This window comes from Youhaiella tibetensis (assembly GCF_008000755.1).
In the GTDB taxonomy this organism is placed as follows: domain Bacteria; phylum Pseudomonadota; class Alphaproteobacteria; order Rhizobiales; family Devosiaceae; genus Paradevosia; species Paradevosia tibetensis.
Genome location: NZ_CP041690.1, coordinates 1726494 through 1739825 on the forward strand (window position 1 = coordinate 1726494; position 13332 = coordinate 1739825).

General features: G+C 65.2%; 11 protein-coding genes. 4 read left to right on the top strand and 7 right to left on the bottom strand.

The window, feature by feature from the left end:
* Positions 1 to 136: 136 nt before the first annotated feature.
* Entirely contained in the window at positions 137 to 1276 is a 1140-nt protein-coding gene (locus tag FNA67_RS08240) for a helix-turn-helix transcriptional regulator (protein WP_049704732.1), read from the top strand.
* Between the two features lie 6 nt (positions 1277 to 1282).
* Here FNA67_RS08240 and FNA67_RS08245 read toward each other — a convergent pair whose 3' ends face one another.
* From FNA67_RS08245 to FNA67_RS08270, 6 genes are all read right to left on the bottom strand, one after another.
* Positions 1283 to 1486: a hypothetical protein gene (locus tag FNA67_RS08245; RefSeq protein WP_049704733.1), complete on the bottom strand. Its 204-nt coding sequence runs from the start codon at positions 1484 to 1486 to the stop codon at positions 1283 to 1285.
* Between the two features lie 75 nt (positions 1487 to 1561).
* Positions 1562 to 2341, bottom strand: coding sequence for a pentapeptide repeat-containing protein (locus FNA67_RS08250; RefSeq protein ID WP_170267252.1), 780 nt, complete (start codon positions 2339 to 2341; stop codon positions 1562 to 1564).
* Positions 2328 to 3071, bottom strand: coding sequence for a hypothetical protein (locus tag FNA67_RS08255; protein ID WP_147655709.1), 744 nt, complete (start codon positions 3069 to 3071; stop codon positions 2328 to 2330). Before FNA67_RS08255 ends, FNA67_RS08250 begins: the two co-directional genes overlap by 14 nt.
* A gap of 23 nt (positions 3072 to 3094) precedes the next feature.
* Positions 3095 to 3616 carry a c-type cytochrome gene (locus FNA67_RS08260; protein ID WP_049704736.1) on the bottom strand — a complete coding sequence of 174 codons (522 nt, stop codon included), beginning with the start codon at positions 3614 to 3616 and terminating at the stop codon, positions 3095 to 3097.
* Between the two features lie 61 nt (positions 3617 to 3677).
* Entirely contained in the window at positions 3678 to 5405 is a 1728-nt protein-coding gene (locus FNA67_RS08265; RefSeq protein ID WP_170267253.1) for an outer membrane protein assembly factor BamB family protein, read from the bottom strand.
* A 256-nt stretch (positions 5406 to 5661) separates the two neighbouring features.
* Complete coding sequence (locus FNA67_RS08270; RefSeq protein WP_145976705.1) at positions 5662 to 6009, bottom strand: hypothetical protein; 348 nt, start codon at positions 6007 to 6009, stop codon at positions 5662 to 5664.
* Positions 6010 to 6303: 294 nt separating this feature from the next.
* On the opposite strand from FNA67_RS08270, the gene FNA67_RS08275 reads away from it, so the two are divergent.
* Positions 6304 to 8067, top strand: coding sequence for an adenylate/guanylate cyclase domain-containing protein (locus FNA67_RS08275; protein WP_244616543.1), 1764 nt, complete (start codon positions 6304 to 6306; stop codon positions 8065 to 8067).
* Here FNA67_RS08275 and FNA67_RS08280 read toward each other — a convergent pair whose 3' ends face one another.
* Positions 8068 to 8739 carry a Crp/Fnr family transcriptional regulator gene (locus FNA67_RS08280; RefSeq protein ID WP_147655711.1) on the bottom strand — a complete coding sequence of 224 codons (672 nt, stop codon included), beginning with the start codon at positions 8737 to 8739 and terminating at the stop codon, positions 8068 to 8070.
* Between the two features lie 121 nt (positions 8740 to 8860).
* Here FNA67_RS08280 and FNA67_RS08285 point away from each other — a divergent pair, with 121 nt between their 5' ends.
* Together FNA67_RS08285 and FNA67_RS08290 are read left to right on the top strand one after the other, a co-directional pair.
* Positions 8861 to 9178, top strand: coding sequence for a DUF1127 domain-containing protein (locus FNA67_RS08285; RefSeq protein WP_147655712.1), 318 nt, complete (start codon positions 8861 to 8863; stop codon positions 9176 to 9178).
* 199 nt (positions 9179 to 9377) lie between these two features.
* On the top strand, positions 9378 to 13331 hold the full coding sequence (locus FNA67_RS08290) for a hypothetical protein (RefSeq protein ID WP_147655713.1): 3954 nt from the start codon (positions 9378 to 9380) through the stop codon (positions 13329 to 13331).
* Position 13332: the final 1 nt, after the last annotated feature.

Consider the following 13332-nt stretch of genomic DNA (forward strand, 5'->3'; position numbering starts at 1 on the left):
CCTACAACAGGGGGCTTCCACCCCGTCAACAGGCGCCTCGCTGGTCGCGCACGATCGCTGGCTATGTGTGACTTCTGGCGGCATTGACCCGATTTCAAGCCCGTTGATAGGTTTCGCCCGCAAGAGGCAGGAATTCATGACGCTCATCACACAGCTCAGCAGGCTGACCGATCTGGCCTACGACGCGGCAGAAGGCGGCAGTTGGGAGAGCTTCCTGGCGGCCACGGCGTCTGTGTTCGACGTCGAACAAGCCAACCTGATGACCGATGTTCCCGATAGCGGCAGTGGCCGCCCCCTCGGGCAGGAGCATAGCTGGGGCGCGCTGCCCAGCTCCTGGTATCCGGATCCGAGCAACGACCAGCTGATGGAGCGCACCTGGCGGCTGCCCCGCGGCCGCATCGCGGTGATCCAGCGCCTGGCGGAAAGCAACGAGCACGCGCTCTCAGAGCACTATCGCACCTTCCTGGTGGAAGCGCGGCTCAACCACCTGGTGCTGGCCCTGGTGCCGCAGACTCGCGGGCGCGTGGCGTTCTTCAGCCTCGTGCGCACCGTCGACCAAGCGCCGTTCTCACCCGAGGAAATCGAGGCGATCGAGGGGTTGATCCCGCATATGCGGCGCGCATTGCGACTGGCCGGCGAGCGTTCGGCCCCGCCGCGCAAGAACCTTTTCGAGCACAGCCCGTACGGCCTCGTGCTTCTCGATGAGGAGGGGCAGAGCCTGGCTGTCAACGACCTGGCGGGCGAGCTGCTGACCAATGGCGACGGCATCTGGTCCCTCGGCAGCAGCATCAATATCGCGGGCGTACGAGACTTCCCGGCCTTCGTCGCTTCGCTTCTCGAGAGCGGTCCCGACTTCGCGCCGGCCGTCCTGCGTATCGAACGCAGGAAAGCAGAGCAACCGCTGGCCGCCATCGTGGCCCCTGCACCGGCGGAGTGGAGCCAGGTCGGCGGGCGTCCCGCCGCCGCGGTCCTCGTGCTGGGCGACCCGGAGCAATCGAACAGCCCCGAAGCGGATGTGCTGGTCGCCCACTATGGCCTGACGCGCAGTGAGGCGCGCCTCGCCGTGATGCTGGTCGAAACCAGAACGCTCAAGGCTGCCGCCGCCCGGCTTGGCATAGCGGCGGAAACTGCCCGGCATCACATCAAGTCGGTCTTTCACAAGACCCGTACGCACAGCCAGGCCGAGCTGGTCCGTCTGCTCGTGCGTCACCCGACGGCCTTGTTCACCCCGCTTGGGGGGAGCCGGCCCTCGATCCTGCTTTCTGCCAAAAGTTGATCGGGCTCAGGCCAGTTCGCCCACCGGTACCCCGGACTTGAGCGCCTGCAGGCGCTTTTCCATCGCGTCGCTCTCCTCGGCGCTGAAGCGATTCCAGCGAAAACCTTCGATGATGGCGTCGATCTCGGCGCGTCGCTGCTCGTAGGCCTCTTCGGTCTCGCCGGCGACTTGCGGTACCTTGTAGCGTACCCAGCTATAGATTGCAGGCATGTGCCGCTCGTTGTGCTTGGGGGAGGAACTCCCAGCCCTAACGAGATCGGCAGCGGCAGTAGTGACCCAAATGGGTCAATTCGTCGGAGCGGGATCGTCTCCGGTGTTGGCGGCTTCGATATTGGCGCCTGAAAGGTCGGCCCCGGTCAGCCACGCCTGGAGCATGCGGGCGCCGTCCAGGTCCGCGCCGGCAAGATCTGCGTCGGTGAGGCGCGCATATCGGAAGTCAGCGTCATGGGCGACGACCCCCGAAAGGTCCGCCGAGATCAGACGCGCCTCATAGAAGACGGCCCGCGAAATCTCGGCCCTCGCGAGGCTCGCCTTGCGCATGTCCGCCTTGAAGAAGCGCGTACCGGTGAGCGTCGCGCCCGCCAGGTCGGTGCCGACGAGCACGGCTTCGTCCGAAAGCCCGCCGGTCCAGACGGCGTTTCCCATCTTGGCACGCGAAAAGTCGGCGTGCTGGGTGCGCGCCTCGGTTAGATTTGCCCCTTCCAGCGTCGCGGCGGAGAGGTCCGCCTGGTAGAGCAGCGCGCCCTCGAGGTTGGCGCCAGTCAGATCAGCGAACTTGAGGTCGGTGACGTTAAGATTGGAGCCGACGAGATTGGCGTTCCGCAGATTGGCGCGGGTCAGAACGGCGCGGTGGAGCACGACGTCAGAGAGGTCGGCGCCTTCGAGATTGGCTCCGGTCAAGTCGCGACCCTTGAGCCTGGCGCCGTGGAGGTCACACCCGGGGCAGTCATTGGTCGTGCCGGCGAGGAATGCCGCACGGTCTCCGGTCTCCGCCTGCGCCAGGGCAGGCGTAAGCAGGGCAGTGAGCGCGAGCGCTACGAGCAGCGAAAGGCTAGTCCTGGGCATTTTCGACCACCGTGATCGAGGGATCGAACATCTCGAAACGCGCCGTGCTTTCATATTGGCCGCCCTTGCGGACCTGATTGGTATGGGGATCGATCGCCGTTTGGCCGCGGCGATGGAGGAGGCGCGCCTTGACGCTCAGAGCCAGCCCGTCCTCGGACCTGGCCGTGCAATCCTGCTTGACGAAGCGGTTGCCGACCGGGGTTTGTCCGTCGGTGGCCGGCAGCTCCTCGCACGTCCAGCGTCCCGTCCCGAACTTGCCCTTGAGGTAGATGGCGAGCGTGTAGGCGGAGCGCCGGTTGCGCAGGCTCGTGCGGTCGTCGCTGACGGCGCGCACGCCCCGCAGGACCCCGCCATCGTCGAAGAGCGCCGAGATGATCACCGGGAATTCGCCGATGCTGGTCCCGGCATAGCGCTCGGCCACCGGCGCGACCTGCATGGCCAGCGCCCAGTATTCGACTTCGTCATCATAGCGGAACTGGACTTCGTGGAGGCCTGAGGCGTCGGCCGGGCAGGTGGCGAAGTCCTTGAAACCCTTGAGGGGAGTGGACGGAGGGCCGCCATCGGTGCCGCAGGCAAATTCCTGGAAGTCGGCCGGTTGCTCGGCAACCGGCGCCCCCACCTTGAGGCTCCAGAAGTCGGAGCGCTGCGATGGGGCTGGCTGTGCCCACGCCAGACCGGGCGCGGGCACGAGCAGGGCGGTGAGGAGCAAGCCCGCGAGTGCCTTGTGCATTTTCAAGCTCGCCACTTTGCCGCTCACTTGTAGGCGTTACACACCGGCTTCTTGCCGTAGTACTTCTGGCATTCTTCCAGGGTCGGCTTGTCGGACTTGCCCACCAGCTCGGTCTGGATGTACGCGACGAGGTCATCGGCCTGGTCGGACGTCATGGGCTTGCCCTTGTGCGGGGTCATGCCTTCGGCGGCCGCCGCATCCATGCCGTAGCAGCGATCGTCGGTGTAAGCCTTGGGGTCGTGGCTGGGCATGTTCGTACCCGGCCGGCCGCACAGGATGGTCTCCTTGAGCACGGCATCGTCCATGTCGATGCTGCGCAGGGAGGGACCATCGGGGTTCTCGCCGATCTTCTGGCCGTTGCCGGCCCAGCCGTGGCAGCCGGCGCAATCGGAGCCCTTGAATACCTTGAAGCCGGCATCGACCTGGGATTGCTCGTAGGTCGCCTTTGCGTCCTGGGCGGACGCGACGCTGGAAACTGAACTTGCCGCCAGGACGGCTGCCGCCGTCATCGCGGCAACGCGGATGATTTTCGCGATGCGCTGCATTTGAGTTCCTTCTGAACGGGAAATGCGGCGGGTGGCGCCCGCCGCATTCGAGATCTTCCGACTAGAGCGAGAAGACGTAGAGGGTGGACGCCTGCTGGAAGTTCGCCATGGACTTGGCGTTCTCGTCCTTGGCACGCGCCGGGTACTTCTCGAAGTTCATGCCCACGCCGCCCGGGCCGACGGCCACGGCGATGTACTGCTTGCCGTTGATCTGGAAGGTCATCGGCGGAGCGTCGATCATGGTGCCCACGTTGAAGGTCCACACGCGCTCCAGGGTCTCGTCATCGAGAGCATAGAGATCGCCATTGGCGCTCGTGCCGAAGACGAGCCCGCCCGCGGTCGAGAATGCACCGCCCTTGGGGGCAGAGGTGAGGTCGAGCCGCTTGGCAACCTTGCCGGTGGCCGTATCGACGGCGCTGACCGAACCGGTCAGGTACTCGTCTTCGGGAATGGCGGCCTGGTTGAACGCGCAACCCTGGATCGCCAGGCCGTAGACCAGCTTGGTCCGAGGGCTGTAGGTCGTCGGGAACATGTTCACGCCGCCCTCGATGAACGGGCAGTAGCTTTTGTCGGCGCCTTCGGTGGTGAAGACCGAGGCATCGAGGCGTGTTTCAGGCAGGTAGGTCTGCACGCCGCCGTTGGGCGTGTATTCGACCGGCTTGCCGGTCTTGGGATCCAGACCCTTGGTCCAGGTCACGCGGTCCACATACTGCTCGCCGTTGACATAGGCGCCGTTGGTGCCGTCCAGGTTGTAGAAGAAGCCGTTGCGGCCGAAGTGGCCGAGCAGGAGCTGATCTTCGCCATTGACCTTGGCGTTGTAGAGCTGCTGGCTGCCGACTTCGTCGAAGTCCCAGCTATCGTTGGGCGTGTACTGGAAGTGCCACTTGAGCTTGCCGGTATCGGCATCGAGCGCCACGGTCGAGTTCGAGTAGAGGTTGTCGCCGGGGCGCTCCTTGGGCGAATAGGCCGGGTAGGGCTGGCCGATACCCCAAACCAGTTCGTTGCGCGCCACATTGAAGGAGCCCGTGACCCAGGTGGCCGAGCCGCCGGTTTCCCAAGCGTTGTTCTCCCACGTCTCGTGGCCGGCTTCGCCTTCGCCCGGGACGGTATAGAAGGTCCAGATCAGGTCGCCCGTCTCCGGATCGCGCGCTTCCAGGCGCCCGCGCATTGGGCCATCGCCACCGGCCGGGCCGATGATGATCTTGCCGTTGATGGCCAGCGGGGCCATCGAGAAGTACTCGGCCGGGTTCTGCTGGGTCTCGACGCGGAACTTGACCTCGCCCGTCTCCTTGTCGGTGGCGATGAAGGCGCCATCGGGGCTGAGCGAGTAGATGTTGTTGCCGTAAAGGGCGACGCCGCGGTTGTTGAGGATGCCGGTGGCGAATTCCGGATCGGTCTGCGGGTCCATGATCCAGTTGATGAAACCGCGATCGCCCTTGGTCATGTCGATGCGATAGACGCGGCCCCAGCCGTCCGACATGTACATGATGCCGTCTTCGACCAGCGGCGTGCCCTGAAGCGAGGACGAGAAGCTGCCGGCGCCGACGCTGGGCGGAGCGAGCGGAACCGTGAAGGCGACCTTGAGGCCCTTGACGGTGTCGCGGTTGATTTCGTCGAGCGGGGAGTAGCGGTTGCCGTCATAGGTCCGGTTGTTGGTCAACCAGTTGCCGGGCTCCGGGTTGAGCAGGCGCTCATAGGTAACTTCGGCGGCCGAGACCAGCGTGGTCGTCGACAGAAACGCCAGGGCCATGATGGCGCCTTTGCGCTTCAGGTGCTGCAATGCGGTCATCCAACTTTTCTCCTGAGTGCTCGGATGCATGGCCGCTATATGCATCCGGCCCGGATAAGTTCGAGATATACCCTCCATTAGTTATTCTTAGTGGGGTGCCCGCAAACACCCGTGAACGTTGGCGATTTCGCGCCTCGTTTGCGCGCGAGAATGTGCCGGCCCGCGCGGGCAGGACGCATGGCCGTGCCTTGCGATCGCCGCTTTTTGTCGATGCCGGAGGCACCGCAGACGGTCGTTTCTTGTGGAATCGCTGCGGTCAGGACCGGCCGGCGGCCTGCGCCCATAACGCTGCCGTTTCGGCGATCTCCTCGGCCAGATGCTCGAGGCTTCTCACCTTGTCGAGGAAACGACTGTCATTGGCCGCGGCATGGGAAAGCGCCTGCCCGGCGAGGGCCAGTTCCTCGCGGCACTGGCGCACCTTGAGCGCGAGCAGGTCCAACTGCTCGCGCATTGCGCCATCGAGATGGGCATGCCGGGTGACCATCTCGCGAAGCTTGCGCGCCTCGCTATGCCACTCTCCGACCGGTACGCGGATATTGCTCAGGCACAGCGCGATCTCGCGCTTGATTTCCTGATCTCGGCTTTGTCTTTTCTTTTCGCTCACAACCATAAGTCAGGCCGGTGAAAATGGGGGCCACCAAATTTCACCGGCCCGCTCCTCCTCGAGCAATCCCGAGGGGTGGCGCACCACGCCGGCCGAACTGCGGAGGCTGGACGGCGGCTGCGCCACGCCGCGGGATAGCGGCCAGCAATATTGGCAGCGGCCACGCGGAACGGCATTTAACTTTGACATGTCGGCGCCCCCAATTTCGCGCCGCACCAGGGAGGTATTCGAGCGGCGCGCCTTGGGTTACAGTCCACCCATGCGGTAAGTCTGTTTTCGCACCACGGGGGTGGCGTGATTACCGAAGAGGCTCAGGTACTTTCACGGCGGCTGGCAGCCATCATGGTTGCCGACATTTCCGGGTATGGCACCCTTATGGGCGCCGACCAGGAGGCGACCGTGCGCGACCTGCAGGCCCACCGCGCCGCGGTGCTGCCGCTCATCGACGAGCATGGCGGACGGGTCGTCGACCTGGCGGGCGATGGCATCCTGGCGGAGTTTCCCAGCGCCCTGGGGGCGGTAAAGGCCTCGCTCGCCCTGCAGGCATCGATGGCCGAGCGCAACGCCAACGTGCCGCCGCAACGCCGGATCGAGTTTCGCATCGGCATCAATCTGGGCGAGATCATTCACGACCAGGGGCGCATATATGGCGACGGCATAAACATCGCGGCGCGCTTGCAGGCCTACGCGCAGCCGGGCGGCATATGCGTGTCGGGCAAGGTGCTCGAGGAGGTGCGCGACCGCACGGAGGTCACCTCGCGCCACCTGGGCGAGCACCAGCTCAAGCACATCGCCCATCCGGTCCATATCTACGCGCTCGAGGCCAAGTCGTCGGCGGGACCGTCGTCGCCGGTGCCGACCGGGCCGCTGCCCTCGCTTGCCGTGCTGCCGTTCCAGAACCTGAGTGGCGACCCCGAGCAGGATTATTTCGCCGATGGCGTGGTCGAGGACATGATCACCGCCCTCAGCCGCTTCAAGAGCTTTGCCGTCATCGCCCGCAACTCCTCGTTCGTCTACAAGGGCAGGGCGGTGGACGTGCGCCAGGTTGCGCGCGAACTGGGCGTCCGCTACGTGCTCGAGGGCAGTGTCCGGCGGGCGATGAACCGCCTGCGGATTTCCGCGCAACTGATCGACGGCTCCACGGGCGCCCATATCTGGGCCCACACCTATGACGGCGTGGTCGAAAGCGTCTTCGATTTCCAGGACCGCATTACCGAAACCGTCGCCGCAATGGTCGAGCCGCAGATTCGGCAGGCCGAAATCGAACGATCGCGCCGCGAGCGTCCGGATAGCCTGGACGCCTACGACCTCTACCTGCAGGCCCTCCCGCTTCTCTATTCGGTGCGCGCCAAGGACAATGCCGCCGCCTTCGGGCTGTTGCTCAAGGCAACCGAGCTTTCGCCCACCTTCGCACCCGCGCTGTCGGGCGCTGCCTGGGCCCTCGACCATCGCTCCAGCATGGGCTGGGCGCCGCTGAGCGAGGACGATCGCAAGTGGGGGCTCGATCTCGCCCAGGCGGCAATCGCCAATGCCAAGGACGACGCCACGGTCCTCGCTCATTGCGGCATGGCGCTGGTGTCGGCCCACGAATACGAACGCGGGTTCATCACCATCCAGCGGGCGGTGGAGGCCAACCCCAACAATTTGGTCGCGCTGTTCGTCGCGGGGATCGGGCACCTGCATTGCGGCAGCCTGGACCAAGCCATGGCCTATTTCGAGCGCACCCTGCAGTTGAGCCCGAGCGACCCGGACGCCCATTTCCCCTTCACCGGCATCGCCCACGTGCAGATGTGCCTGGGCGCCTTCGCGCAGGCCCTGGCCTGGGCCGAAAAGTCCTTTGCCATCAACCCCGACTTCGACTGCACGCTCTGGATGCTCATCGCCGGCAACGCACAGCTGGGGCGTCTCGAGGAAGCCCGTCGTTACCTCGGATATCTGCAACGCGTCACGCCCGGCGTCACCGTCGCGCGCATTCGGGAGGGACAGCCGCAGAAGGACCCGACGCGCATGGCGGCGATCCTCGAGGGCCTGCGCATGGCGGGGCTTCCCGAGGCCTGATCACCGTGCGAGGTTGCCCAGTGCCTGCCGGTCGAGCAGGTAGATGCGACCCTCCACGAGTTCGACCAACCCCTCCCGCTCCCACTTGTGCAGGCAGCGGTTCACTGTCTCGCGCGAGCCTCCGACCATTTCAGCCAGCACGCCCTGAGTATCGCTGACGCGATAGCGCCCATTGGGGCCGCGCGCGGCGCGCTCCAGCAGTGTCTTGGCCAGCCGCCCGGGCAGATCGAAGAACGCCAGGTCGGCCATCCGTTCGTCGGAGCGGCGCAGGCGCTCGCAGAGGAGGCGCAGCACGGTCGAAGTGAGCTGCCAGTTCTGCGCCAGCATCGTCATCACCTCCTGGCGTGGAAACACCAGGAGAGCACAATCCGTCGCGGCGCTGGCATCCGCCGACCGGTCCCCGCCATCGAGCAGGGCAATTTCGCCGAACACGGTTCCCGGACCAAGCTCGGCAAGCTGGATCACCCGGCCCTCGGCCGATGGGTAGCTGATCCGCACGAGACCGGCTTCGATCAGCATCATCGAAACCCCTGGGTCACCCATCCGGAAGATCGGCTGCTGCGCCTTGAAATGCTGGCGGCGGGCCGACTGCACGAAGCGCTGCCGCTCGGTGTCGTTGAGCACCGGGAACAGCAGGGAGGTCTGCAAGGCGGACTCTGTCGGCTGCTCCATGGCGATTTCTACCCCGCACCGTTTTGGCTGTGACGCCCGTCACACGAGATCGGCCCCGTCCGATGCTAATCCAAGCACAACGGCGCGACGAGAGAGATCGATACGAGAGGGAGACTGACAGATGTTCGACTACTTCACTGAACACGCCGTCAAGTGGCTCGCCCAGCGGCGCACCATCGCGGCACTCGACAGCCTAAGCGACCACGACCTCGCCGACATCGGGCTCAGCCGCGTATCCGGCGGCGTGTTCCATGTCCCGATCCTGGGTTTTTACGGCGACGCCAGCTACCAGGATTTCAACATCACCACGCTCCGGTTCAAGGACCAGGACGCCATGCCTAGCTTCGAGCCGGCGCCCGTCCAGCCGGTGATCTCACCTTCCCCCCGCTCCACGCGGCGGCCGGCGCGCATACGCAAGGCCGCAGGCGCGCGAGCTTAACTGAGTGGGCTCCTGTTCTGTCCTCCGCCGGGAGCCCACTTTTTTCTTTTCGATTCAAGGCGCTGGCTGTGCCTGGCAGGTTTCGCTGATCGCTAGTGACATATAACGGGTTATATAATACCGTCGGCAGCCGCGACTATCAGCCTTCGATTCTAGCTTTTGTACAGCTCAGTTCTGCCTCCTCGATGGAGCTCTGATCATGTCTTCCAAAAGTGGCTTAGCGGACTACCTGCGCACCGAATTCCGATCCGTTCCCCTTCGCCAGATTCTGCATCAGCCGGTCACGGTGCTCTTGGGCATCAATGAGGCCGTGGCCACCCAGCTCAAGAAGCTGGACGTCGAAACGGTGTTCGACCTGGCCACGTCGAGCGTCTTCGAGGATGCCTTCAAGCTGGTGCGGGCAGCGCAGGCGCTCGACGATCCGCTTTTCCAGCACGGCTCGCCAACCGCCGACATGGTGCGGGCGGCGACCGTGGCGGGCATTCCGATAGCCGAACTGCAATTCCTGCCGATCGCCGCGCTCAAGGCGGTGCCCGCCGCGTCTGCGGACGGTATCGCCGAAGCGCTGGACGCCGCCTCGATCCGCGACATGGCGCTCTATCCGGGCTACCTGCACGCCAAGGACATCCTGGATGCGGTCTATTTCCCCGAGAACAGCGCCGGCTTCGATCCGGAAATGCCGCAGGATCTCCTGCCGGAGACGGGCGAGTTCCCCACCGAGCGGGTGCAGTACACCACGCTGCTGATGGACGAGATTCGCATGACGGAGGCAGATCCGTTCGTCGACATCGCCAGCAACGACTTCAAGCCCATCGACCTGGCCAAGCTGTCCGAGGCCGACGAAGGTTTCCAGCGGATCGCCAAGGGAGCGCTGCTCACCTTCAACCAATCCTGGTACGCCCATGGCGTCACGCTCGGCCAGTTGCTCCACAGCACGGCACTGGCGCCGGGCGAGAGCACGCGCGTGGCGGTCATCGACTGGTCGCGCAAAAGCCGGGCCGGCCAGACCGAGGTGATCGACGAGACGGACGACCTGACCAACGACATGTCGCAGAACCGCTCGATCAGCGAGGTGACCAAGGCCGTCGCTCAGGACGCCCAGGGTGGGTTTTCCAGCACCGACACTACGAGCCACTCCTCCCAGAGCGGCACGTCGCTGGCGGGAGAGTACAGCGGCGGTCTCCTCGGCTCGCTCCTCGGCGGACCATCGGTGTCAGGCGGCTACAGCAGCAGCGAGGCCGATTCCAAGTCCCACGCCGAGAGCTATTCCTCGTCCTGGGGCCGACGGGACATTGCCGCCTCGATGATGCAGAACATCAACGACCGCACGCACCAGCACGCCCATTCGAGCCGCAGCCGACGCGCTTCGGTGGTCAAGGAAGTCTCCCAGAGCGAGCACGAGAACATCAGCACGCGCGTCATCTGCAACTACAACCACATGCATGCGCTGACGGTGCAGTATTACGAGGTCGTGCAGATCTACCAGGTGGAGGTTCAGCTCGCGAAGGCAGAGCAGGTGCTGTTCGTGCCCGTGGCGCTGATCGATTTCAACAACGAAGAACAGATCCGCCGCTTCCAGACGGTGCTGGCGGCCGCCGCGCTGACCAGGGAAATCGGCTCTGCGCTGCGGAACCTCGACGTGATCGAGGTCACTCCGGACACCAAGACGCGCTTTGCCGGGTTGGGTGTCACGCTCGACGACTACTGGAAGAACGTAGTCTTCGTGAAGGCTGCCGCGCAGCCCTCGGTGCTCTCCGCCGCCGCGCTTGCCGCCAAGGTCGAAGAGCCCGTTGCCGCCACCGCGGCCAAGGAAGATGCCCCGATCACGCTTGCCGGCATCCGCGCGGCGGTGCGGGAGGCAATGGTTGCGACCCAGCCCGTCATCCAGCAACAGGCCGCGCCGCTCCAGCTCAGCGTCGCGCTCAATGCCGTCGAGCAGGTCAACGACCATCTCTGGAACAGGGACCAGGTCGCGACGCTCGCCGGGCTCCTCAACTTCATGGTGCTGCGGCCCAATTCGAACGCGATCTTCCTGCCCGCCGACGTCTGGATCGAAAACGCGGTGGTGGTCGCCGGAGCCACGGCCCTCTCGGTCGTGCTGCACAACAACGCCGGCAACGCCATCGCCAGCTTCGGCCCGACCAATCCCGTCGCTGCCAGCCAGGTCAGCCGCGTCGGCGTGCGCGGCACCAATAGCGGCGGCCCGGTGACCGCCACGGTGACGCTGACCCTCAACCGGAACGGCGTGCGCTTCCCGCTCGAGCTGCCGGCAGTGACGGTGGACAAGGGATTTTCGGGAGAAACCCGGGTCGTCAAACTTTCGGCGGGCGGGGTCAACGCCAATCTCAAGACCCACCTTTCCGCCAACCGCGCCTATTATAGCCAGGCGGTGTTCCGCTCGCTCGACGCCGCGCAGATCGCGCTGCTGCTTTCGGGGTACCGGATCGAGATCGCCGGCAAGATGGTGCCGGTGGCGCAATTGCTCGACCCCAAGCCGATCCGCTATGTCGGCAACTACCTGGCGTTCCGCATGGGCGTTGACCCCGCCATCGATGCGACCTGGCCGAAATGGCTCAATGAACGCGGCATCAAGGTGGGTTCGGCCAGCGTCGACGTGGTTCCCCTGGCCAGCGGCGGCACCTTCGCCGAAGCGGTTCTCGGGCGCGCCAACTCGGCCGAGAAGCTCGACATCACCCGGTTCTGGAACTGGCAGGATTCGCCCATTCCGCTCCAGCCCACCGAAATTGCCGCTATCCAATCGGGCAGCCGCGCCACCCCTGAAGACGTCACGCCCGGCCAGCTGTCGAGCCCCATCATCAACCAGATGGCGCCTGCGGCCTTGCCCGATCCGACGGGCATTGCCGCTATCCTCACCGCCATCCAGAATGGCAACATGTTCCGCGACATGAGCGGCCTGCAAGGTACGATCGGGCTCGCACAGGCCGCCCTTCAGGCCACGGCCGCCGGGGCTTCCACGGCGGGCCAACAGGCGGGCACCAACATGCAGAACCACCTGCAGGCCCAGACCGAACGCATGCGCATCGCGGCAGACCTCGCCAAATCGGTCATTTCGGCGGCGGCCGGCGTTCCCTCGACCGGCGGCTCGGGCGGCGGCAGCAGCAACCACTCACAGGACGGCGCCAAGGTCAACTATTTCGACAAGACCGCCGGCAAGGGCGGTGGCGCTGCCGGATCGGCGACCGGCTCCGCCGGTGGCGCCATTCCCGATGGCGGATCGACTTCGGGCGGCGCTTCGGGCGCGGGCGCCGGAGGCGGCGGGACTTCGGGAGCCTCGGGAGGCGGCGACGCCGGCTACTCGCAGAACCCGGGAATTCTCTCGGCGACCTGGGGCGACACGCAACCGCCTTCGAACTTCGTCAGCAAGCTCATCGACAAGATCACCGGCACCGGCGAGGAGCCGGAATCAGGCGCCGTCGCGCTCGGCAACGCCACCAAGGCCTGGCCCTATCTCGACCGGACGCGGGTCGTCACCCGTCTCAACGCCCTGCGGGGCGATCCTGATCTCTTCGACCAGGGCAAGATGGGCCTTTGCACCGCGGCGGCCTTCTACCACCACATCCTGCAGCGCAATCCGCTCAAGTTCGCCCAGTTCGCCAATGCCCTGCACGGCGCGGGCGTGGGCTATCTGGGCGAGCTCAAGGTGCGGGCCGGCTATGACCTGCGCAATGCCGACTACGCTGCCCTGGCCGCCAAGCATCCGCCTTTCCCGCCCGAGGCGGACTGGATGCTCATGAGCGCGCTGCGCGACAGCGAGAACTGGATCTTCGACTTCGAGGGCGATCCGGACGACGACGACATCTCAACCTCGGCTAAGGAACTGAGCGAGTGGTACGGGGACACCAAGCTCTATTCCTCAGTGTCCTTCAGCACCGACCAGTCGATCGCCAAGATCAAGGCAATCAAGAAAGAGCCCGACAACCACGTCGCCTTGTGGATCAGGACCAACATGATCTCGCCCGGCCGCATGACCGGTCACATGATCACGGTCGAATCCCCCATCACGATCGATGCGACCAACAAGATCACCTTCGACTACTGGACCTGGGGACGCCAGAAGCCCTACCAGACCATCTCGATGCAGCTGAACGCCTTTCAGCAGGACTTCTTCGGCGTCATCACGGCCAAGTTCTAGT

Coding starts and splice junctions, on each gene's coding strand:
- FNA67_RS08240 (WP_049704732.1), top strand. CDS start 137: ATGACGCTCATCACACAGCTCAGCAGGCTGACCGATCTGGCCTACGAC.
- FNA67_RS08245 (WP_049704733.1), bottom strand. CDS start 1,486: ATGCCTGCAATCTATAGCTGGGTACGCTACAAGGTACCGCAAGTCGCC.
- FNA67_RS08250 (WP_170267252.1), bottom strand. CDS start 2,341: ATGCCCAGGACTAGCCTTTCGCTGCTCGTAGCGCTCGCGCTCACTGCC.
- FNA67_RS08255 (WP_147655709.1), bottom strand. CDS start 3,071: ATGCACAAGGCACTCGCGGGCTTGCTCCTCACCGCCCTGCTCGTGCCC.
- FNA67_RS08260 (WP_049704736.1), bottom strand. CDS start 3,616: ATGCAGCGCATCGCGAAAATCATCCGCGTTGCCGCGATGACGGCGGCA.
- FNA67_RS08265 (WP_170267253.1), bottom strand. CDS start 5,405: ATGACCGCATTGCAGCACCTGAAGCGCAAAGGCGCCATCATGGCCCTG.
- FNA67_RS08280 (WP_147655711.1), bottom strand. CDS start 8,739: ATGGAGCAGCCGACAGAGTCCGCCTTGCAGACCTCCCTGCTGTTCCCG.
- FNA67_RS08285 (WP_147655712.1), top strand. CDS start 8,861: ATGTTCGACTACTTCACTGAACACGCCGTCAAGTGGCTCGCCCAGCGG.
- FNA67_RS08290 (WP_147655713.1), top strand. CDS start 9,378: ATGTCTTCCAAAAGTGGCTTAGCGGACTACCTGCGCACCGAATTCCGA.